General features: G+C 49.5%; 13 protein-coding genes. 1 reads left to right on the top strand and 12 read right to left on the bottom strand.

All coding sequences use genetic code 11. The features are described 5' to 3' along the window. Window positions 1-2: 2 nt before the first annotated feature. The 3 genes from VN12_RS23125 to VN12_RS23115 form a co-directional block, all read right to left on the bottom strand. Window positions 3-4,214, bottom strand: a complete 4,212-nt coding sequence (locus tag VN12_RS23125) for an NACHT domain-containing protein (RefSeq protein ID WP_146679107.1) — start codon at window positions 4,212-4,214, stop codon at window positions 3-5. Window positions 4,215-4,702: 488 nt separating this feature from the next. Continuing rightward, window positions 4,703-4,942, bottom strand: a complete 240-nt coding sequence (locus VN12_RS23120; protein WP_146679105.1) for a hypothetical protein — start codon at window positions 4,940-4,942, stop codon at window positions 4,703-4,705. A 369-nt stretch (window positions 4,943-5,311) separates the two neighbouring features. Beyond that, window positions 5,312-6,115: a hypothetical protein gene (locus VN12_RS23115; RefSeq protein ID WP_146679103.1), complete on the bottom strand. Its 804-nt coding sequence runs from the start codon at window positions 6,113-6,115 to the stop codon at window positions 5,312-5,314. Between the two features lie 1,061 nt (window positions 6,116-7,176). Between VN12_RS23115 and VN12_RS23110 the strand changes: the two genes are divergently transcribed. Further along, window positions 7,177-11,136 (top strand): ATP-binding protein, encoded by a 3,960-nt coding sequence (locus tag VN12_RS23110; RefSeq protein WP_146679101.1) that lies wholly within the window; start codon window positions 7,177-7,179, stop codon window positions 11,134-11,136. A 16-nt stretch (window positions 11,137-11,152) separates the two neighbouring features. Here VN12_RS23110 and VN12_RS23105 read toward each other — a convergent pair whose 3' ends face one another. From VN12_RS23105 to VN12_RS23065, 9 genes are all read right to left on the bottom strand, one after another. Beyond that, window positions 11,153-11,548, bottom strand: coding sequence for a hypothetical protein (locus VN12_RS23105; RefSeq protein WP_146679099.1), 396 nt, complete (start codon window positions 11,546-11,548; stop codon window positions 11,153-11,155). Beyond that, window positions 11,548-13,110: a recombinase family protein gene (locus tag VN12_RS23100; protein WP_146679097.1), complete on the bottom strand. Its 1,563-nt coding sequence runs from the start codon at window positions 13,108-13,110 to the stop codon at window positions 11,548-11,550. Before VN12_RS23100 ends, VN12_RS23105 begins: the two co-directional genes overlap by 1 nt. After that, window positions 13,107-13,487: a recombinase family protein gene (locus VN12_RS23095; RefSeq protein ID WP_146679095.1), complete on the bottom strand. Its 381-nt coding sequence runs from the start codon at window positions 13,485-13,487 to the stop codon at window positions 13,107-13,109. The genes VN12_RS23100 and VN12_RS23095 overlap by 4 nt, the downstream gene beginning before the upstream one ends. After that, window positions 13,484-13,954 (bottom strand): DUF2924 domain-containing protein, encoded by a 471-nt coding sequence (locus VN12_RS23090; RefSeq protein WP_146679092.1) that lies wholly within the window; start codon window positions 13,952-13,954, stop codon window positions 13,484-13,486. The genes VN12_RS23095 and VN12_RS23090 overlap by 4 nt, the downstream gene beginning before the upstream one ends. After that, window positions 13,951-14,343, bottom strand: a complete 393-nt coding sequence (locus tag VN12_RS23085; RefSeq protein WP_146679090.1) for a hypothetical protein — start codon at window positions 14,341-14,343, stop codon at window positions 13,951-13,953. Before VN12_RS23085 ends, VN12_RS23090 begins: the two co-directional genes overlap by 4 nt. A 419-nt stretch (window positions 14,344-14,762) precedes the next feature. Further along, window positions 14,763-16,019 carry a group II intron reverse transcriptase/maturase gene (gene ltrA / locus VN12_RS23080; RefSeq protein ID WP_205855087.1) on the bottom strand — a complete coding sequence of 419 codons (1,257 nt, stop codon included), beginning with the start codon at window positions 16,017-16,019 and terminating at the stop codon, window positions 14,763-14,765. A gap of 842 nt (window positions 16,020-16,861) precedes the next feature. Then, the gene (locus tag VN12_RS23075; RefSeq protein ID WP_146679088.1) at window positions 16,862-18,640 is read right to left on the bottom strand and encodes an AIPR family protein; all 1,779 of its coding nucleotides are present in this window, start codon (window positions 18,638-18,640) and stop codon (window positions 16,862-16,864) included. Between the two features lie 45 nt (window positions 18,641-18,685). Beyond that, the gene (locus tag VN12_RS23070) at window positions 18,686-21,631 is read right to left on the bottom strand and encodes an ATP-binding protein (protein WP_146679086.1); all 2,946 of its coding nucleotides are present in this window, start codon (window positions 21,629-21,631) and stop codon (window positions 18,686-18,688) included. A gap of 28 nt (window positions 21,632-21,659) precedes the next feature. Further along, complete coding sequence (locus VN12_RS23065) at window positions 21,660-22,253, bottom strand: hypothetical protein (RefSeq protein ID WP_146679084.1); 594 nt, start codon at window positions 22,251-22,253, stop codon at window positions 21,660-21,662.

The raw sequence follows: 22,253 nt of genomic DNA, 5'->3' as shown, positions 1-22,253 counted from the left end.
ACTCACTCCATGTTGTGACGGACTATACTATGGATATTGCCATCACCGGAAGTCCAGAGCATGGTGTTATAGACCATCCTTGCGTCCAGCCTGTTTTTCTTGCGGTTCATGAGCATCTTTTCCCCGCCAATTAGCCATACAAGAACAGAATTGTTTTTAGATAGCATCGAATCTATTGCCATACAATCAAAAAGCGCAAAGCTTGGGCCATCAAACTCAAGCGATGGGTCGAAGAATTCCGTTTGCCCAGATGTATTTGTCCATCGATTGAAATTTTTTCGATCAAAGTCCAAATTAAGCGCCTTGCTAAAAAACGGTGAAGGTAGATAGAGGTTAAGGTTCATTTCGGCTGACTCATCACCGCTGCCTTTCTCCCACTCGTATTGTGCATATGGGACAGCATGCGGTGTCTTGATTTGCCATGCGTCATTAGCACCGAAGTTATCTCGAATGGTTACAGACGGATGCCATGGAAACTCTCGCAGAAAGATTTGGTGTCCGGTTGAAGTCGAAGACACAAAATCTGGAGAAATAAAGCTGACTTCCTTTAACTCCTTTTGCAGACAACTGAGTAGGTCTTTGCTTGTGACTATTGCATTGATACGAAACCAAATTTCTCGAGTGAGCGTTGAATTGTCGCCAGTGATTTCTTTTTCTCGCCATTTCGAAAAACCGCGAAGTGAATACCAGTACTTCTTGGATTCATCGGGAATCCGAACGTAACCATTGAATGCGGGCAGATTAGTCGGGTCTTGGCACCAATGTCGTTTGGAATCGTCAGAAGCTCGTTGGAATTTGTACTCAATTGGTCGCCACCAAATATTTTCCCCCCACTCGCCCCATTCAGAGTCTGATGTCTTTCGCATCCAATGCGTTGGATCAATATCGCGTTGCCAAAGTTGCCATGGCCCACGATATCGAGATGGCTTTGGCGTATCAGCATAGCCAGCGTCGTCTTTGTAATGAACATTATCTGCAAGATGAGCAAGGAATTTGTAAAGCGCGATCATTTGGTACTTTTTTCCAATTCGTTCGATACCAGGCCGGTCACGGCCACTCCACTTCAAAGACTCTTCAAAAGCTCCAAAGAGTTCTTTGTTCCAACCAAGATCAAAGGAATGCTTGCAGACCCAGTTCTTTGCCCAATCGCGATCAAATGAAGCTAGAATTTCTCCGTTACGCCAGAAGCTTTGGGCGCAGTCAAATTGTTCTCTGGTCGCATCGTCCAAGGATTCAGTGAACTGCTTCCAGTCGCTATCCGCGTCCTCTTTACTTGGGCAGTGGCTCTCAATTCCCATTGACATTGCGGGAGCCTCTGATGGTTTTTGGTTAATGTCATCGAGTGGAGCAATAAGCTTGAGTAGGTCATCAATCGATTGGGTCTCCTCATCATCCAAAAGAAATTGCTGGAAATCCTTTATCGAGATTCGCCATCTTTGTTCCTCGTACAATTTTGTGGTTGCAAATGCTTTGTAATACAAATCTTTCGAAGCATCACTTAGCTTTGCAACCAACGAGTCCAGCACTTGTGCCTGGGATTCCGGTGCGGGCTCACTCAATGGTGTTGGTGACCATTTTTCGACAACGTTTATCGTGTAGGTACCGAAATCATCTGAGAAGATAGAGTATTCAATCTTCGTACCATGGTTGTTGCACCTACTATCAATCGGGTTTTCCAACGGCCATTCACTTTGGTACGGAGGACGGCACTTTTCGATCAAGACAGCTTCGTCCATGCAACTTCTTGAGTACGCTAACTCGACAATCCCCCGTGCGTAATCACGGAGCAATAAGTGCGAGGTCGGCTTGTCGCCCTTAAATTGTATCTCAAAAACGAGTGCCGAAACGATCTTGAGGGAGTCGTCGTTAGATGCATTGCAAAGCCCACCGTAGACAACTGCGTAAAGCCTCTCTTGCAAGTAAAGGTCATCGACATCGAGAAACTTTTTCAATAGGCGTGCACTCAGCCAATGGCACTTAGCTAGCAGCCTGACGGCGGCCTTTGTTGCTTGATCGCGAGTTTTTCTATTCGTTGTGGTGGTGAACCAAATGAGCGCAATTAGCGTGAGATATATACGTCCTTCTTCGACAGAAGTTAAGTCTGCACTCGTTGCCCAATCGATTACCGAGCGTATAGGAGTCTCGGGCTCACCATCCTCTTCCTGGAAATCGTTCTTGGCAACGAAAATGGACCACCAAGAGTCTCGTTCTGGCATCGTCTGATTGCGGAGCCGTTCATGAAGTCTCTCTGCGTTCCATGGATGCGACGGTTCTGTTGCGAATTGGATCATTATATCGAACTTACGGTTGTAGAACCCGCCACCAAACGACCGTAGCGAATTGAATAGTTCGGTAGTTTGATCAGAAAAGGAACTCGGGGCGCGGAATGGCAACGACGCAAAGAAAAAGTTGTCTGCTGCTTGCGGAAGGGATTTCATTTTGACTGGAAGTAACTGCCAAAATTCGACACCAAACTTCTCCGGAACGATTATTGAAAGCGATTGAAGAATTCCGTGTAATTTGAGGATCTTATTTTCGCTGATGGCCTTTCCCAGAGGATGATCATCTTTGAAAATGTCTTCTGGTTCTTTGATATTGCGAAGCAGCATTTGAGCTACAAATTGGTCGGAGAATCGTTCGTACGCAAATCGGACAATTGGTGTCCCTTTGTGATTCCCTTCGCTAATTTCGCCATTTTGAATGTCTTCTGCGAGTGCTCCTTCATTTAGAAGCGTTTGCAAAAGCGACTCTGTTGGCTTGACACAGGTGTCAATTTCATTGACTATCTTACTTGCTCTTTCCCAAGGCAATCCAAACAAGTGATCCGGAAACATCGCTTTAGCTACGGCCTCAAGTGCCTTTTGGCCAAGCCTATCGTTGGGTTCCGTATGCCGCTTTCTGGATACGACCATTTCCAATGACGACAAATAGATTTCAAACAACCTTGATGCACCGTGGTATCCCTTGGGCCAAGTTGTTTCCCCTTTCTGCTTTAGTGCGGCAGCGCAGGTTTTTAGAAACATAGGGTTCGAAAACTCAGGTGCTGTGATAGGCGTTGTCGGTTTAGAGATGCCCTGTCTCGACAAGTAGATGGAAGCCGCCTTGTGTTCGTAACCTCGAAAACCTTCGTGCGAAACACGAAGAAGCTCTGTCTCACCGAGGCTTTTAGGAACAAGTCGGTCATCGAATCGCGAGCGACAACTTACTATCGTGCTAACGTGCGGAAAACGTTTCATTTCATCAAGGAAGCCAACAAAACGTTCGCTCCATTCGTCGCGATGGGAGCCCTCGTTAATGGCATCCACTAGAACTATTGCGTTAACTCTTGCAGCTTCCCCTGCGGCGTCGATTGCACCAAGAACAGTTTCGTAGGAGTGGCTATTTAAGTCTAATTGGTCAATAAGTTCCTCGAGTGGATTTCCGCCTCGATAGTGTTGTCCAAGCAATAATACTGCGGGACCGTTCTTCTGAGTGTACTTCTTCGCAAAGTCACACAATAAGTGCGATTTTCCAGTTCCTGCATCGCCAACTACCAATAAGGCCTTCGCAATATTCGCTTTGACAAAGTCGCTATCCAGGAAACTTGATAGCTCCGAGTGTTTCCGATGAATAAAATCGGATACCTCATCCTGAAATGAACGCGAATAATGGTTTGGTCTCTTCGTTGCTTCCTCAGATGCTCGGCAGGTTTTTGCAAAATCCTCCAAAGCAGCGTAGGCGATATCAGATTCTTTGCGCAACGCGTATAGACGATTTCGATCTCTTGTCAACATTACTGAAGTAAGGTTGCGACTGCAGTCCTCAAGTCGACTTTTCGTTTCATCAAATCGCTCGATCAAATCGCTAGGCGCTTTGATGCGAAAAAAGGCAGCGAGTTCGTTACTCCATTTCGAAACAGTCTGATTCATTTCTTGCCAGAACTGATCTCCGTTAACGAGCCCATCCAGAGTTCTTGCAATCGGAAGATCCACATGGAATTCAGGCGTGTAACGTTCGCCAAGCGTTTTTTCCTGCTTTGCGATGCATCGTATTAGCTTTTCATTCGTCAAGGCGACTTCGTTAAACCAGTAAAATGCCCGACCAGAATACCTCGCATCGTCCGATTGCAGCGGAAGTAGAATTTCATGAGCCCCCCAATAAACGAAGTCGATGTCCATACTGCGACTAGATGCCAGAGCCTTCCACTTTGTTACGAAATTGTTCCATTCATCCAAGATCGATACAGTCCGCTTTCCTCGAGGTCCCGTAGCTCGAGTGTCCGTGCGATCTGCTGGTAAGCAGACGTAGTATCTTCGAATCTTCGGGTGCTTCTCGAGTGCTGTTTCAACGGATTCGTTTATCTGCGCCCACCGAGCTGGATTTATTTCGTCGACAAAATACTTTGCTTGCCAGGCGTACTCCGAGCCATCGTTCATTACCCAATAGCACTCAACACCTGCATCTCCACCGGCTCCCTCTTTTCGTACGAACGTTTGAGCCTCAGGTGGAGCGGCTAGGTGAGCCAATTGGCATATAAGTTCTTCAAACCCGCCTTGTTGGCTTCCACCATACGGCCTTATTGTTCGGAAACTATTCTTGTCGAGCATTCTTGAACTATCGAAATTGTTATGGACGAAATACTAGGGACGAGCAACGCGTTTGGTGATTCTACCGCATTTTCGTTATACACTTTCGTTGCTTAATCTGCTTTGTGTGGCGAAATTCATTCAAGTATCCCTGGATTGGATGCAGAGCCAAATTGCTTCCACGTTTTTCGTTGTTCGTCCCAATCATCGAGCATGGTAGTTTGGCGGAGGGACTTTTCGGTGATCTCTGGCTTGCCTCGGGAGAGTCGGGGAAGAAAGAGGAGTTGCTCCTGGATGTCAGGAGCGAGCATCGTCAGGCTGAGGATCTGCGAGATTCTTGCTTGGGTGCCTTTTCCGATTTGTGCCAATTGCGTCATGTCTTGCACCTTCCCAGTTCGAATCAACTCATCACCTCGGATCGATAGTCGATCGTGCTCCTCACCGCTGATGAATCAATTGCGAGGATCTAATCGCTCAGGTAATGATTTCTGAACTCCGATCGAAGCGAGGCTGATCAGCTTACGTCAAGCTTCTCTCTGATTCCGCCAATCGAGCATGGCGGCTATGGGGCGGAGTCGCTTTTCGTGGATCTCTGATTTACCGCTCACAGTTAGTGTCATGCGAAAGTGCCCTCGGTTTGTCGGACCGAAGTATTAAGTGCTGATTGCGATGAGTTCGAGCGTCAATACGCGAGGTAGTTCTAATGCCGGCGATATTCGTTTGACCACGGCCCTCTCGTCCGGGTACTAGCTCTTCTGCCCGCTGAGCTCAACATACTCAGCTTCGATGCCGTCCCACAGAATTACTTTGTGGAATGGCGTCTGCTTGACTGCCGCCAGCAGTTCTTCATTCAAGGCAGCCAGCAGACCGGCACGGTTGCTGGATGATTTTCCGCAGGCGCAGATCAAGAGCCAACATTCCTCCGCACTCGCAAGGTTGTACTTGGGAAACTTTTCCGTCTTCTGCCGAACAATCCGAGCAATCTCTGCCGCAGAGACTCCCATAACCTCAAAATCGTCACAGTGCCAAAGCCACTTGTTGGATTCATAACTCGTACTCCACACAGCTATACGCTTGAAGGTGGCTTGAAGTAGAGGATGATACTCGAAATCACCGTAGCGATAGAATTTTGCTTTGCACCCACCCGTTGGCACACTGGAAAGAAGAAAAGAAGCAAACTCATCGGCTAGAGCGACGACGTCACGTTTCGCGGGCAGGCAACTCGTGAACGATACTGACACGTGTAGCTTCCTGAACGCCGCGGCATCCGAGACGTGGCTAATCATGTCACGCCAGATGTCCATTCGTCGCATGGAGAAAGAGCCGCGAGCATCTGAATCCAGGTAGTAGTCCGTCACCTCGAACGCCACTTCCAGCGAAGTCCCCTGCCAGTCTAGTTTGGCCCAGATATCTGGGCCAGCAACACCAAGGCTATCGTACTCGGGAATACGATGAGCTAGCCGTTCCAATTTGTGAACTATGGCATCCTGCTGATCGAGGAATTCTCGGACGAGGAATTCCTCTTGTTCTTCCTTACTACGCTTGACCAAAATGGCACTCCATTAGACGAGATTTGAAGTGTTATAGCACCATGCTCCGCCATTCGCGTTACAGATTAGACGGCCCAGACTGCTGGCTGGTTCGGGATTTCTCTCCCCTCCCTTCGATGAATTGGTCACATCGACCGATGCGAGTTTGGGCACCTCCTAAGAACAGGAAGTTAGACAAACCGCCCCCCAAATGCCGACGGGCTATTCGGCAAAAATGTAAAAGACCGAAGCATTTTTGTGCCCACAATTCATGTGTTCGGCGTGAAAATTCTAAATAGTTTAGGACGATGAAGCCGACGCAGTTTAGGAAGGCGGCTGCCACAACCGCTAGCGCGCTCAGGTCACGCACACGTTATGTACTTACGAGACCGGTGGGCTGGGCTTCGATCGCAGCTTCGGTTGCGTTGTCAATTTGATACTGCGGCTGATGAAGTCAACCTTGCCGCTGGTAAATTGCAGAATCGACTTATCATTGGAAACCTCGCTGATGTGGAATAACGCCTCGATCATGCCGTCCGGCGTCGAACCATCGTGAGCATTGATGATGCCGATCAGTCGCTACAAGTGGGCGTCTGTGAGAACCGCAACTCAGGGATGGTGAATCCTTGGCTGCGTAGATAGTTGTCGAATCGCAACAGAAATGTTCGGAAGCGATTAAGTTCGATCGATCGTAGAATTGCGATGTCGTTGAAATGGGGAAGATGAAAGCTGGGCATAAAACGCCTGATACAAAATGCGGCTCATTGTGTGCGTCCGTGAAGTCAGACCTGCCGCCAGCGATTGCTAGCTACCTTCCCTTTTGGCCCTATATCAGACGGTAAGCAAGTGCCACGTTTGGTCAAACGCCTCCGCAAAATCGGAAAAATCTACGCAATAGTAGCATCTACGTCAGAGGAAAATGTGCTCGGACGTCCTCTGAGTTCTCCAAGAAGGTAAAGCCGGACGAGGGGACCGGTTATAATTGAGCCTGCACACCAGAAACTATGGCACAACGAATAGTCCATTAAGCAAGGACTTTTGCTAAGATCTTGAATGTTAAACTCAAGGCCCACTCAAACAACATGTCCAAAAAACGACTTTCGACAATTCGCAAAGGCATTCGCTACCAAGACTGGATTGCAGCCGAAGCGATACTTGATTTACTCGCGAGAAAACCTGACTCTCCGATTTGGGTTGAAATTGAAAAACCAAGCTCTGGGAAATTCGACGATGTAGTTGTTGGCTATCCGGGTAAGGTTGTCCATCGACAGGTCAAATGGGCGGCAAATCCTGGAGCCGAGCCATTAGCGATCGATGAGTTTTCCAAAGTAAGCGCAAATCGTAAAGTTCCATTGATCAAGTCGTATGTGGAAAGTTGGGCGTTAATTCAAGGAAACGGACAGGTCTTTGAGCTTGAGTATCTTACCAATCGCTCGGCCGACTCTGAGTTTCAGCAGATACTCAACGGCAGCACGTCAAAAATCAAAATCAAATTAAATAGCAAACAGGACTCGAAGCTTGATATCACATGGCGTTCATTGACTTCGCTTAACAAAACAAGCTTCAAGAGGTTTTGTCGTAGCATTTCATTTCTTGTAGGCTCGCCTAGCATTGAAAAGCAAGAAGAGATCGTTAGAGCAAAGCTTGAGGCGTTGGGTGGTAACCGAGACGATCTCAGCCGATTACTGGATAAAATTGAAGATTGGTCAACGGACAGTAGTGTTGGTCGCTTGACGGCTGGAATGGTAGAAAGGGATCTCCAATTGGTTCCTGAGCTGCCAAATAATACCTTTCAACTGGCATCAATCATTGCCGAACGTAATGAGTTGCGTTCCGAGTTGATACAACGAATAAAGAAAATCAAGTCCGGATACCTTGTGGTACTTGGTAGCCCTGGTTCTGGCAAGAGTACCGCCATTAACACAATCTTTGGCTCAGATCGAGTTGATCATGAACTAGACGTTTGCGTTTACAACTGCTTCACTGGCACTACCGATGAGTTTCTTCGAACTCGCGCGCGGCATGCCAATTTTGTGGCATTTCTGGCAAGCGAACTGCGCAGGCTAAGGCTTACGAACCAAATTAAGACGGACGCAGATAGCCTAGAACGTCTCTTGTTGATTGCCTCAAAAAAACTGCCTGCAGATCGAAAGCTAGTCGTCGTCGTCGATGGACTGGACTACGCGAGGCGTTTTGCAAGCAACAACCAACCAAACCTCATCGATTGTTTGCCGCCCAATTTGCCAAGAAATGTAGTCATCGTAGTAACTGCACAGGTTTCCCAGCAACTTCCTCAGTTTCTTTGGAAAGTCGCACAAAAAACACATCTTCTTATACCACCCTTAGATCAGGCAAAAATCAAAGAGCTAGTTCTGAAATTTGGTTTTGAGAGCAGCGAATCGGACAACCTTGTATTGAAGATTAATTCCGCGTCGCGTGGTCATGCACTTTATGTTAGCTACGCCTTGAAGTACTTTAAATCCAAAGTTGCTTTAGGCGAAGCGTCGGCTAGTTCCATGTCTGTCATTCCACCATTCGATAACGATATTTCTAGATACTATTCATCAATATTTGAAGGGTCAAAGCCTACACTTCGTGACGCAATTGCCGCTATGGCGTCTTGTCCATTTCAATTATCTTTCGCGGAAATTGGCAGTTTGATGAGCCCGTCGGTAAACGCGCGCGAAGTTGAAGGGGTGTTTTTCGAAGCAATGCATTTATTCGAAAGGGCCGGTGACTATCTTCAGTTCACCCATGACAGTCTTCGGGTTTTCGCACTCGAAAATCACTTGAAAGGAAAGTTGTCTGCAACCGACCAAGTAGATTTTCTGCTTCAATTGAAAGACGACCCAAGACCCGGTGAGTTTTTGATCCCACTTCTTGTCGAAACGGCGGATTGCTTCCGCTTGGAGCAAATTGATTTCGACTGGATTGTCTATCAAATAATGAATGGCTCAGATACGGCCTTGATCCATGAGGGGCTGACTGCGGCTGCATTGTTCTATCTTGATAAACTTGATTGGAGAAACACTGCAAAGTTTTGGTGTTTAATGGCGTGCTTGGAGCGAGCCACCTTCGATGGCGAGTTCAACGAGACGACGCTCATAAGAGCTTGGTTAGATTTGGAGCAGATCCATTTGGTAAAACGCTACCTTTTCCTTGGGTCGAGATTTTTATCTGTGATCTACCCAAGCGAACAGGCAATGGACTTACTCGAGGAGTATGGCTACTCGGACGTAGCTGCGCAACTACGCGAGCGCGAGACTACACAAACGCCACCCAATGCAATGCTTGCTGGACATGACCTCGAGTTTGATGACTACGTTCGCAAACTTGCGTTGGTGGCCGATCCAACCGACGTAGTTGATGTACTTGTTGAAAGACAAGAAAAAATGCGAATGCAGCGCACCGGTCTAAATTCCCACTTAATGAAGACTCCAGAGAGTATTAGTAAGCATACGCTACTGGCAGCAGAAACCTGTTTGGAACGGCGCGATCATGCGCGCGTTCAAGCTTGGCTTGACTGTAAACGTGCTGAGTTAGGCGAAAAAGCCAGAGCGAATTTGTTTTTGAAGCTTCATCTTGATCTCGACGATCTTGGGCAATTCAAGTCGGCTGCATCCGCTTTGGAACATGTCGACGAGCGTTGGCTACTGGTCGAAGTTGCGAAAAAGAACATTTTTATTCCCGAACTATCGTCGCAGTTTGACCGATTTTACTTACCTCGACTATTGAGAACTGATCTGAAAGGGCAAATACTATTTGATCAAGTAGGAAACATGATTCATGAGTTGAACTCCGACATTTGGCTCTCCAAGAAGCTAAGAAAAACCGAACGATTGCAATCGCTGCTGAATGGGATAAATTCTTTCGAAGGTCCATGTGCTCGACGTTTTCTTGAACTGGTATTTGAAGTCGCCTGTCTAGATGTAGATTCAGGGACGAATTGGAGGCCAATCTTGGCAGAGTTTTGCGATCAATTGCCAGTACTTCGATTGAATGGAAATGCATTCAATAACCCAGAGTTTGAAGTCACAAAGACTGCCTCTTGTATGATCGGTCACTTAATACGTCCATTGATCAATGCTGCAGCTAGGAACTCAGAGACCGATGAGCTGCAAGCTGTGATCAAGGAGAATTTGATACCAACGTTGGAGCGATCCAGAGTTAAGTATACACAAGCACTGTGGGGTATCGCAGAGACACTTATTGAGGCAAAAGTATCGAAATCACTGGCGATTGAACTGCTTCAGGGGATTGAGAAGGATCTCGTCGAGGAATGGACGTATAAATCAGGTGCATTCATTAGCCTGGTCGGCAGTTACGCCCGACTTAAGGACTATGAGTCTTCCCGTAGGGTCTTCCGTCTTGGATTACGTGCATCGTTCTCCTACGGTTATCGTAAAGACACAACGATCAATGAATTTATCATTGCTTTCGATAAGATCGCACCCCATCTTGATGATTGCCTACAGGTTGCTGAGTTCATTACTCAAGTACTTGTTTTGCTTGATACACTTACGGATCTGGCGATGATCTCTGATGCTGCCTCGTATTTCGTTGCCTTTCTTTCGAAACACAATCAAAATTGGGCTTTGGAAGCGGCGTGTCTTTTCGAAGGCAAATGCCGAAGCCTGAAGTGCCGTTCATTACTTCAAGCAGGAAGCGATGAAGGCATTGAAGTTTCAGATCTTGCGAAGCGAATACGTACGCGGATTCCGAACGTCGAATTCGAAGTCGCCGACCCGGAAGCGAATCATCGTGCATATTTCGTAACGTCTGGGCGGCTTTACTTAGAAACACTTTCAGACCTTAGAAACTCCTGTGAAGGCAAGATTTCAGACAGTCGATATTGCAAAGCGTTTTGGTCGTTCGCGTCAATCATCGAAAACTTGATAGGTCTTGGGAATACGGCGGATGCGGTCAAGGTTTTCCGAGAATTCCAAAATGGACTTATTGCTCTGGTGGACTCATACCAAATGCAGGAGGTTTCGTTAAGCATCCCAAACCACGAGAGCGTCAGCGAGAATACAGCAAAGTGATTCATACTCCGGCACATCAGGATTCAGGATTAGATATAAAACAAATTACTCCCCACACCTTTCGCTGTTCATCCCAATCGTCGAGCATGGTAATTTTGCGGAAAGTCTTTTCGGAGATCTCTGGCTTGCCTACGGTGATACGAGGGAGGAACAGCAGCTGCTCTTGGATGTCGGGCGCCAGCATCGTCAAGCTGAGGATTTGCGAGATGCGAGGCTGGGTGACTTTGCCGATCCGGGCCAACTGAGTCATGTCCTGTACCTTGCCCGTTCGAAGCAACTCTTCACCGCGTATCGCCAAGGCCATCAACCTTGTGATACGAGGCAATCGGCCAGGCAACTTTGGATCGTCACATTCGGGACGCTCTTCTCTGCGTGTGCAGGGGATCTCGATCTTTTTCTTTTTACGAACCATCAGGCTACCTCCTCCACGTTTTCTAACAATGCGGAAATGGCCGTTGGGTGATAGTCGATCGAGAGTGTTCCGTCCGTGCGATCGTACTCCACTTTGGAGATCAGTAACCCAAGAAGCTCGTGCCGCTCTCTGGCCTTCATCAGTCCCCAGAGACGATCAAAATCCGTGATCGCTTCTTCCACATCGGTTCTCTCGAACCTGCTGTCCATCAGCCGCTCCAGCTCCGATTCCAATTCCGACAACCGAGCATTCGTTTGGGCGATCCTGTTGACCAATTCTTGCCGGCGCACTTCATTGAGATCGCCAAACTCTCCCTCTGTGGACATACGCTGCAGTTCGGCCTGGTCGCGCGAGCGTTGCATCTTCGATTGACGCAGTTGGATCTCTTGCCTTTGGATCTTGGACTGCCGCAGGCGTTCCGATTGTTCAAAGATTTCGCGTCTCAAACCCTCGTCCGTCACGAGGCATTTGATTTCTTCGATAACCGCGTTCTCGATGGCTGGGGCGGAGATGGAACCCGTTTGGCAAAGCTCCCGCCCTCGTTTGATCGATGTCTGGCAAACGTAGTAGCGATAAATCTTGCTCTTCTTCTTGGTTGGACAATGAACCATCGAGTAGCCACAGTTGGGACAGTACAAAAGTCCCTTGAGCAGCGCATTGTGACGGTTTGTAAGTCGGTTCCCTAACCCTTTCCCATGTTCCTTCAGCTGCGCTTGCACCCTTTGGAACAGTGCCGTATCGATCAACGGCTCGTGCTGACCATCGTAGACTTGGTCTTTGTGTCGAATCATTCCAATGTAGATTTGGTTGGTGAGCAAGGCGTGCAACGAGCATTTGTCGAATGGACGCCCCCCCTTCATTCTCCCTTGTCGAGTGAGCCAGGTTTTGTTGCTCCAACCAAGCTCACTGAGCTTTTGGACCACGGGAAGAAGAGAGCCCAGCTTCAAATACAAATCGAAGATGGTACGAACCATTTCGGCTTCCTTTGCATTGATCACCAGCTTGGGGCTCGTCGAGGATCGATCGACGTCGTAACCCAACACGGGCTGCCCTCCACACCACAGGCCCCTCTGTCGTTGCAGTGCGATTTTGTCACTGATACGTTCGCTAATGATCTCGCGTTCGAACTGTGCGAACGACAGGAGAATGTTCAGCGTGAGACGCCCCATCGAATTGGTCGTATTGAACTGCTGAGTTACCGAAACAAAGGATACTCCATAGGCATCGAATGCTCTCATGGTCTGCGCGAAGTCGAATAGCGAGCGACTTAATCGGTCGGCTTTGTAGACGATGACACAGTCGATTCCCCCCGCCTCGACATCCTTCATCAATTCATTGTACGCAGGTCGATCGAGGTTTCCGCCAGAAAAGCCTCCGTCGTCATAGCGTTTGGGCAAACAGACCCAGCCTTCGGATTTCTGACTCGCAATGAACGACTCGGCTGCTTCGCGCTGGGCGTCGAGCGAGTTGAGTTCAAGGTCCAATCGCTCTTCGGTCGATTTGCGTGTGTAGATCGCGCAGCGAACGATTCGCCGATCCTCTTCTGGTTTTTTACGATTCATTTGGACTCCGTGACTGAGACAAAGGTTATCCCACAGGCTTCGAAGACGCTCATGATGTGGGCGAGGTCCGATGGAGACCGACTTAATCGGTCAACTTGGTAGACGACCAAGCAGTCGATCTCTCCTGCCTCGATATCCTTCATCAGCTCGTTGTAGGCAGGTCGATCGAGGTTGCTCCCTGAGAAACCTCCGTCGTCATAGCGATTAGGCAAACAGACCCAGCCTTCGGATTTCTGGCTTTCGATGAAGGCCTCGGCCGCATCTCGCTGAGCATCGAACGAGTTGAGTTCGAGATCCAATCGCTCCTCGGTCGATTTGCGTGTGTAGATCGCGCAGCGAATGACTCGGCGATCCTGTTCTGGTTTTTTACGATTCATTTGGATTGTCCTAACTTGAAAAAGAGAAAGCCGTTGCAATGGGAGCCGGTGATCGCACGCGCCACGGCTGTTAGCGACTTGTACTGCTGCCCGTCGTACTCAAAGCCATCGGTTAGAACCGTGATGCACAAGGTCTTCCCCTTGTAGGTTCGCTCGATGACATGGCCAGGGGGTGGGAGCCGTTTGTCCCAATTGGCGGGTCGAGCCACCTCCATGGTCGGTTTCTTTGCTCGAGGCGGGGTAACTCGAAAGAGGGACTCTCCCGCAATCGCGTTGGCTCGGAGAAGCGTACGCTCGCTTAGTCCGCCTTCATCATCGGCCTGCAGCTTCCAAGCAAGTCGGCGGTAGATGTAACGCCTGTTTCTCGAACGGCATTGCTCTCCGAAGTGATCCTCGTACTTGGAAACCAGCTGTCGCATTGGAAGCTCGGACAGCTCAATCAATTTCTTCTTCGTATCAGGACTCATCGGTTACCTCCTTGTTGCTGCTCGCTCGTTGTCGTTGCTGCGACGTGGACTTGGCTGCTGCCGCTATCTCGTCTGCCCGCCTGCTGGCTTGTCGCCAAATGGCTTCGACGATCAAGTTCGCGATCCTCTCTCTTTGCTCCTCGTGCATGGTTCATCGGTTTGTTTGCAGTCGTGGAACTGGTCTGCTGGGGGCCCGTTGCCCCGGGTTTTGGACCAGTCACAGAGAGCGAGGAAACCGAACGAGAATCAAGGCGTTCTGGTAAAGAGTCGGAGAGATTCTCCGAGGTTTCTTCCACGAGTTGTTGTTGACGTTTCCATCGCAACACCGCGTGCCCCAACAACGTAGCCACGCGTGTGATCTGGTCTGCAGGGGAGACCGTCTCGCTCATATAACCTCCTGAGGTGGGTTGAAGTCGTTTAAGAACTCCTCCGAACCGGACTAAACCGCTCCTCAGGACTATCTATGCAAATTGGTAGATCGAGCGCCCCAAAAAATCGATTCAAAGATGCCAGAGAGGGACGTCTTGAGCCGAGCTATGGAGAGTCTCTAGCTATTACCCGGAGCTTATAACCTCGCGGTTCGAGAGGCGAGAGAGTGCCGAGAGGTTTGGGCTAAAGGGACGGAAGAAGGGGGGTGACCGTTTTTGTAGAGAGTCTCTCTGCAGAGACGATCCGTCGCGCAAGAGATAGGGGGCGAGTGCGTTCGGCCTTGCAAAACACTGGGGGAATAAATCGGGTAGGAGGCGGGATTACTCCCGCCGTCCTCCCACACCACCGTACGTACGGTTCCGTATACGGCGGTTCAGGTCTAACGACGATTCAGCTCAGTGCCTTTCTGGACGAGGCTTATCAGCCCAAGTTGCGTGAGGTGGCGAGTAGGCAGGGCCTGATTCATGTGGCTAGCGCCAGCATTCCACCAGGGGCCATGACCATTGCCAGCACAGACCCACGCTCGCACGCGGTCAATGCCAAGGCGAGTCAGTTCGCGGGCTCGTTTGGGCGGACGCTTCCATTGGCGCCAGTAGATGGCGCGTAACTTCCTGCGTAACCAGCTATCAAGTTCCTCGAACGTTTTCTTCACTTCACTCTTCCGGTAGTACGACACCCAACCGATCAGGACCGGCTGCAACTGAGCAAGCACCGTACGCACATTGCGACCTCGTGCCTTGCGGAGTTCCTCGCGTAGGCGACCCTTGAAGCGTTTGACCGATTCAGGAGACACCTTAAACTTCGGTTGGTGATGGTGCGTGAACGTATAGCCCAGGAACTTGCGGTTCCAGGGGCGGTCCACGGCACTCTTGGCTCGATTCACTGTCAGTCGCAGTTTCTCGCTCAGGAAGCGTTCGACACCATTAAGCACTCGCTCACCGGCGCGGTGACTGCGAACGTAAATGTTACAGTCATCAGCGTAGCGAACGAATTTGTGGCCTCGGCGTTCCAGCTCCTTGTCCAGCTCATCGAGCAGGACGTTGGACAGAAGCGGTGATAAGGGACCGCCTTGCGGCGTTCCCTCGCTGCGTGGACTCACGATGCCGCCTTCCATGATGCCAGCTTGCAGATACAAGCGGATCAGTTTCAGGATGCGTTTGTCTTGGATCTGACGTGCAAGGCGACTCATCAGGATGTCGTGATTGACGCGATCGAAGAACTTTTCCAAGTCCATGTCGACAACCCAGCGATGCCCTGAAGCAATGTGTTCCTTGGCACGATCCAACGCCTGATGCGTACTCCGGCCTGGGCGAAACCCAAAGCTAGAATCCGAAAACATTGGATCGTAGAGCCTCGTGAGCACTTGCAGTAAAGCTTGCTGGATCAAGCGATCTAGCACTGTCGGTATGCCCAGCATGCGCATCCCTTTGCCACCGGGTTTAGGTATTTCTACCTTTCGCACAGGGCTCGGACGATACGTTCCGCTGAACAGTTCTTCCCGGTGGCGTTCCCAATGCTCTCGGCAGTAGCCTGGCAGTTCATCGACGGTCACCCCATCAACGCCTGCGGCTCCTTTATTACCGACAACACGGCTCAACGCCTGCAACATATTGCTGCGGCTTAGCACCTCCTCCATCGTGACGGTGACTGAATGTTCAGTGTTCTCATTGCATGCCGGAAGTGTTTGACGCGCGTACGAATTACCCTCAGCGGTTCCGCCGCATACTCTTGTTCGCCGCTCAGGCTTCTCAGCCGTCATCTCTGCGTCTACCTCACATCACGAATACTTTGCACCAAACGGTTAAACTTGTTCGGCCCTTCGTCAGCTAAAGCCTCCGACTACTATGGCCTCTGCTGACTTCTACGGTGACATCGTAACCTCTTGCGAGGCAACTAGCTTTGCAGCATCCCCGTAGATCTCTCAGGGTAAGACGCGTAACTTTCCTCTCGTATATTCGCCGCATATACGCCGACTCGGTCCGAATGACATTGGGCTTTGAATCTTCGTGCCTTCTCGCCCACCGGGTCGTCGCCTCGTATACGGTTCGTGTACCTCGAACCGAGAGTTTGCCTGCTGCTTCCTTCAGATTCAGAGTTGCCCCTGACACCCTTGCAGTCGACTAGGAGTTCCTGTCATCAAGGCCTCCATCGGGACTTGCACCCGACAAGTTACTTCCTGGTTCACTTTCGCTTGCCAGTTGCGAGCGTCAGTCAATGACGCTCCGCGTCATGCCTGACGCACACGAAAAAAGCCGGCGACAGTGCATCACACCATCGCCGGCTTGTTTTTATAACTCGGCGGTCAGCCTTGGTTCGCCGAGAATTGAAAAGTTGCGGGAATCACACTCCTCTCGAACCGGAGAAGAGAACTCTCTTCGGCCCCCTCATCGACGAAAGACGTTGGCTCCGAGAGCCCAAAACCAACAAGCTGCTTGGACTTCCATAGGATGCTCCATTTCGAAAATCCTTCGGCAAGAGCTAGGATTCGAAATTGTCCACAGCTGCTTTGAACGCTACGAGTGCATTCTCGAATGTTTTACGACGACTTTCTGGACCTGCTTTAATAAACTTGGAGAATTCTTTCTCTAGCCCTTTCCGACTTTTGAAGAACGCAGAAACATCAATCGCGGATTCTCCCGATCCACGAGAATCCCTGAAGAATCGCAACGCCTCAATGAAACTCAGGTCGATCACCTTGCTTAGTGGAACAACACCGTCTCGAAGCTGACTCTCGCATATTTTTCGAAACGACCTCAAACGGTGAGCTCCACGGAGTAAAGGCTCAATTCGAGTCCAAAGTGAATTCAGCACCAACCACTTCGCGTACGCTCTCTCTGGCTTACCTTTTGAAGACCAAGATACTTCTCTCATCAACCAATACTTGGGAAGATAGAAGTCAGCATCCGAGTTCGGAAACACAGTATTGTAGTATTGCTCAGAGAAAAGCTTTTCGCGACCAGACCGGATAATCGTAGGATCCAACTCACAGCCGGCCACAGCTTGGGCAAGTTCTTCTTTGGTGATCACTCGATACTGACCGCGACCGATTGCTCGTCTCGTCTCGCCTTTGGATTGCCGTTTACGCAAATACATATACCCAACTTTGCGAAATGCTCGCTCGATCTCAATCTGTCTACGGTCATTTGACATCAAGTCAGATTGCTTGATCGCATTTTGCCAGTTAGTTCCTGCAACAATCGCAGAGATTAGTCCATCAAATCCATCTCTTTGATTATTGTCACGTGGCACGACAATCACCTTTACCAAAACGCTCGCTTTCTCAGCGAGCTTCGCGTGTGCAGCGAGAGTTCGTGTTGTTTGCTGACCGTTGATAATCTGAGGATTGTCTACCCTCAAAAGATCTCTACCCTGAGCTCCTTTTCTCTCGGCGGCATCGCAAACTATGGTAATTCCGTTGTTATAGAAAAAGAATTTCTCTGGCTCCGACTCCAACGTCGCAACCATTCCTTGGTTTACTGATGTCTTCTCTCCCATGTACCCGCGAATGTTTCTTGCAAAAAGTCGTAGGCCGGATTTCTCAAAAATCTCCGCAACTGCGGCACCACGCATTGAAAATACCCAAGACTCGACTCCTGTGTTATGGTCGAACCGCTGGGAAATGCCATTCACTTGGATGCCAGCGCCAGCTTCCATCTCCAGGTCAGCAGACGGAATTGGGGGAGCGACTCCGTCAAGATAATCACGGAAAAGCAGCATTGCTCGATGACTGTCGATAATTTCAATTCGTGCTTTCTTAGAAACTTGCCTGACTTGCGTCATGGCATCATCACGAACCGTCGGGCTCACTTTCCCAGTAGTAACAAAAAACAGTCGCGTGTCGTAGCCATGCTTCTGCACAGCATTTCTGGCTTCGCGAAGTCGTTCTGCGACTGCTTCGTCCGCAGTCTTTAAATACGCCATGCAATCATTGTCTGGCCAGGAGTTCAAAAAAGCGGCAAGGTCCAGAAATGCCATCACCTCACTCCGGGGCTCGCTCTTTGATCCTAGGGCCTGTCTATATTTTCCCTGAACTACAAACACACATTGAGCGGCGTGATCAACCAACAGAGCATCAACTCCTTTGTCGTTGGATCCTCCCGTGATCGCATCAGCGGCCGCCTCCTCCGTTTCTGTAATGTAGGCACGCAGAAACCAGAGTACGAAGAGATCATCATCCTTGAAACGATTAAATCGCGAGCTGAGCTCCTTAATTTCAGATTGCAAATCTTTGAAAGTTAAATCTGCTTGTTTGTTCATGGCAATTGCGTTCTGAGAGGAAACAACCTGAGTCTGTGGCAAAATCTAACTTGAAACCGTATCATCGAGTCCCAGATCTCGAAGAGCCGCCTTTGTTTCGTGCATCTTTGCGTCGGCTTGCTCCCGATCCACCTTCGCCTCAAAAACGACCTCTAGTTTCAAGTCTGGCATAGTTGCATACTTGCTCAGCACTTTCGTGTAGAAATTCATCCACTTCTGAGGTGGTACGGCCCCTCGCCATCGCACGTACCGCTCGCCAATCGGAGTCGGTGGGGGTATTTCTTCACTCGTTGTTACACGAACTTCAGCAAGAGCTTCAGCACCATTGGTTGTCGCTTTAACCGAAAAAACGCCCGAGTGCTCGCCAATTGTCATCAGCCCGTTCGAATCAATCGCTCCACCGGTTGCCGACCAGTCTACTTTGTCCAAGGCAATTGGTTGGCCATACTGGTCAGTACCCGCACAAGTGAACGAAACCTGATCGCCGACTTTCACAACTACATGCTCCGGCCGCACAATCAATTGTGTCAATCTCGGAGGCTCACGAAGCTTTTGCGCCTCCTCAGGCCTCAAAATGAAAACATCCTCAGAGATTTCCACGTCTGCATCGAACAAGCTTTCCTTTAGTCGTTCAAGCTTCAATCGCCCCGCAGAGTCTTTTGTTGCATAACCGATCAGCCCCTGTGTCACACCATCGGCAATTGCTCGCTTGATTTGTTCCGGATTTAGCAATCGAGGAAGCAATGGTGACGAGTAGAATGCGTCTCGAACGGACTTTGTTGACCATTCATTGAGCGATGCAGGCCAAAAGGCTTGTAGCTTGCGAGCAGGCACAGACTCAACAATCTCATCGAGGCCACCGCTCGCCCCCAGTCGCTGGAGATAGGCTTCCGCCAAACTTCCAGCGGAGCTAGAAGTAATGTTGCCCAAATCGATATGCCTCAGTTTATTCTGCTTATCAAGCAAATAGAGGTGCTTGTATGCACGGAAGATCGCTTCGTCTAGATCGCGCTGGGCATTCTTCAGATTGCGTTTTAACAGATTTAGCTGATCTTCTTCGATTCTTTTTTTCGTTTCATCATCATCCTCAATATCCTCCCAAGCGAGAACTTCACGTGTCTTTTCGTGAATGCTCTCGTTGGGATCTGCAGCAGCGAATATTAGTGCGGATTTGAATGTTCGTCCGCTTGAACCACAATCTCGTACGATCGACTCCATGAGATCCATGGTAACCCGCTCTTCAGCGAGATGCTCGATTGACATTACTACCAACGTAACCCGTGGCATCTCCTTAACGTCATTGCTACGCTTTGGAAAGAACTCACGCTCGAGAAACTTGCAGGCATCTGAAGAGTTCTTGCGGAATAATTCCTCGGTTCTTTTTCTGATTCGATCTTCAATCGCTGGAACCTCGACACTGCCGCGCCGACTAACAAGCACTTGATTCAAATTCGGCGAAAGCCCAAAACGATATCGGTTTCGCTCCCATTGTAGATAAAAGCATGAGCCAGCAAGAGCTTCGAGCACAGTATCCACGTCCGCTGTGTTGACGTCGGGACTGCATACATTGGTTTTGATTTCTGGTAGCGATGCTTCTGCACGGGCTTGGCTCTGACCTCCATTCGATTCAAAAAAAATGGTTGTTGCAACTTTGCGATGGAGCTGTGCCTTCTTGATTGCATCAGTCGCTTCTTTGTCGAGCCGCAAGCTATGGGATTCACTCGTCTTTCCTGTAATGTCTGCGGTCACCGGAATTTCGAGCTCGGATGATCCAAGCTGCTCAAAGACTGCAGCACGAAAAAGTGGGTTGTCGAGCGGTGCGAGCCCTAATGTGATAAGGGGCTCTTGGCTGTTTTTGCGGTGCTCCTCCTGGTAGTTGTGAGACACCCAAAGAGCCAACAGCCTCAGTACGCCGCGAGTTCGCTGAAATCGCGGCAAGCTTTGCCATTTGCGTTCAAAAACAGAGATTACGGAGGGGTGGAATGGATAGCAAGACTTGAACTGTTCATAAACAGCATCGCGATCGACTCCTGCTAGCTCCTGAGAATGATCTGCAGCCCATTCCGCATACGCAGAGATAGTCGCAAGAGCGTCCTTAGGTAGTCCATCCCACTCAAAGAGACGACGTCGGATAATCTCTTGCATTTCACGATCAGCAGACATCAGAATAGCCTTGCCCGTACGATCACATAGTTTCTTGATCGAATCATGATCTCGCTGGTCATCAGGATTCATTTCAAGGTCAGAACGTGGGATTGAGATGCACATAGCCAGATTGTTTCGGCCTCGAGCCTCTTCGCACAAGTTCTGAAGAAAGTTGAAGAATTGGTCGCGTAGTCCTAGCCTGCGTCCGCTACTGATGTAATTCAGTAATTCGTCCATCAAGATGAGTGTCGGACCTGTCGGCAGCATCTCTCGAAGAACATCTCCTGCCGGAGAAACGCCTTGGGCATCGTGTTCAGCTACTTTTGCGAATGCTTCTGCGCCGCCCAGCTGCCATGCAATTTCACCCCAGGGCGTTTTCCGAGTCGGTTCCCCATCCCCTTTGCGACCGGTGATCGCATCAAACTCCGTTCCGACGAAGACTGCGGTGCGAGCTTTAGGAATCGTTCTGACGCCCGCTTTCTCGAGAATACGCTCCACTCCCTTCCATGATTTCGATTCTTCACCGTGCCGAGCTAAGTGAAACAGTGTCGTAAGTGAGTGAGTCTTTCCGCCGCCAAATTGCGTTGCCATGTTGAAAACGGCTGAGGTTTCCAATTGGATACCGTTCAACCGACGAACAACCTGAGAAGATAATTCCAATAGACTTGCGGTCAGATAAGTACGCTCGAAAAAACGCGCAGGATTGGTGTAGTCCTTCGACACTGTATCGCGACCTGTTCGAATGTGGTCCAGATGAACCGCAAACTCCGATGCTTCAAGCGGTCGATTATCTCGCAAGTCCTCTCGCGGAGTGACTACTTGGTACCAGGGTTTAAGCTTTGCCATAAAAACGCCTTTTGCCTCACGGCTGTTACTAGATCTTCTCGAACCGCCCCACCTTTGGGTCGAGCAGCCACATCTTGAAATATCCCCAGGGGAAGGTCTCTCCCCCCCCTCGATTGCCAATAACTAGCACAGTGTTACCGGTCACCGCGACTCGTTCCGGGACTGAGAGACTGCCAACTACATCGCGACAAATCGCGTCAACCGAACGACGGCTTTCCTCCCAGTCACGACGAAATGCGAACACCACTCGCAGTTCCGTACGCAAACAGAGTACCTTCCAAAGCGAATATCCGACGCGAGCATCTGTTCGGTGATTCTCTAATTCGAAAGCCGCAATTGGTAGTTTCCAACGACCGATCGCCGGCGAAGATGCGAATGCCATCACATCAATACTTAAATACTCTTGTCCGGCCTGAGGTAGCTCATCAAGCTTGTGTCCTTTTGCTGCAGCGAGCCAACCTGACTTTTGGCAGGAGGTGACAACTGCGGAAGTTAAACAACTCGTCCAATTCTTGAGGTCCTCATTAAGGGAAGCTGCCTTGAGATTCGCAGCAATTTCTTGCTCTTGAACAACGTGCAAAAAGGAAGTTCGCCAAAGATCAAATAGACTGGTTTGCGACAT

The organism is Pirellula sp. SH-Sr6A (assembly GCF_001610875.1).
In the GTDB taxonomy this organism is placed as follows: domain Bacteria; phylum Planctomycetota; class Planctomycetia; order Pirellulales; family Pirellulaceae; genus JBKCUI01.
This window is presented reverse-complemented; position numbering and strand designations above follow the sequence as displayed.

Bases quoted from the DNA above. Each gene is read 5' to 3' on its own strand.
- VN12_RS23120 (WP_146679105.1), bottom strand. From the start codon at position 4,942: ATGACGCAATTGGCACAAATCGGAAAAGGCACCCAAGCAAGAATCTCG.
- VN12_RS23110 (WP_146679101.1), top strand. From the start codon at position 7,177: ATGTCCAAAAAACGACTTTCGACAATTCGCAAAGGCATTCGCTACCAA.
- VN12_RS23105 (WP_146679099.1), bottom strand. From the start codon at position 11,548: ATGGTTCGTAAAAAGAAAAAGATCGAGATCCCCTGCACACGCAGAGAA.
- VN12_RS23100 (WP_146679097.1), bottom strand. From the start codon at position 13,110: ATGAATCGTAAAAAACCAGAAGAGGATCGGCGAATCGTTCGCTGCGCG.
- VN12_RS23095 (WP_146679095.1), bottom strand. From the start codon at position 13,487: ATGAATCGTAAAAAACCAGAACAGGATCGCCGAGTCATTCGCTGCGCG.
- VN12_RS23090 (WP_146679092.1), bottom strand. From the start codon at position 13,954: ATGAGTCCTGATACGAAGAAGAAATTGATTGAGCTGTCCGAGCTTCCA.
- VN12_RS23085 (WP_146679090.1), bottom strand. From the start codon at position 14,343: ATGAGCGAGACGGTCTCCCCTGCAGACCAGATCACACGCGTGGCTACG.
- ltrA (WP_205855087.1), bottom strand. From the start codon at position 16,019: ATGGAGGAGGTGCTAAGCCGCAGCAATATGTTGCAGGCGTTGAGCCGT.
- VN12_RS23075 (WP_146679088.1), bottom strand. From the start codon at position 18,640: ATGAACAAACAAGCAGATTTAACTTTCAAAGATTTGCAATCTGAAATT.
- VN12_RS23070 (WP_146679086.1), bottom strand. From the start codon at position 21,631: ATGGCAAAGCTTAAACCCTGGTACCAAGTAGTCACTCCGCGAGAGGAC.
- VN12_RS23065 (WP_146679084.1), bottom strand. From the start codon at position 22,253: ATGTCGCAAACCAGTCTATTTGATCTTTGGCGAACTTCCTTTTTGCAC.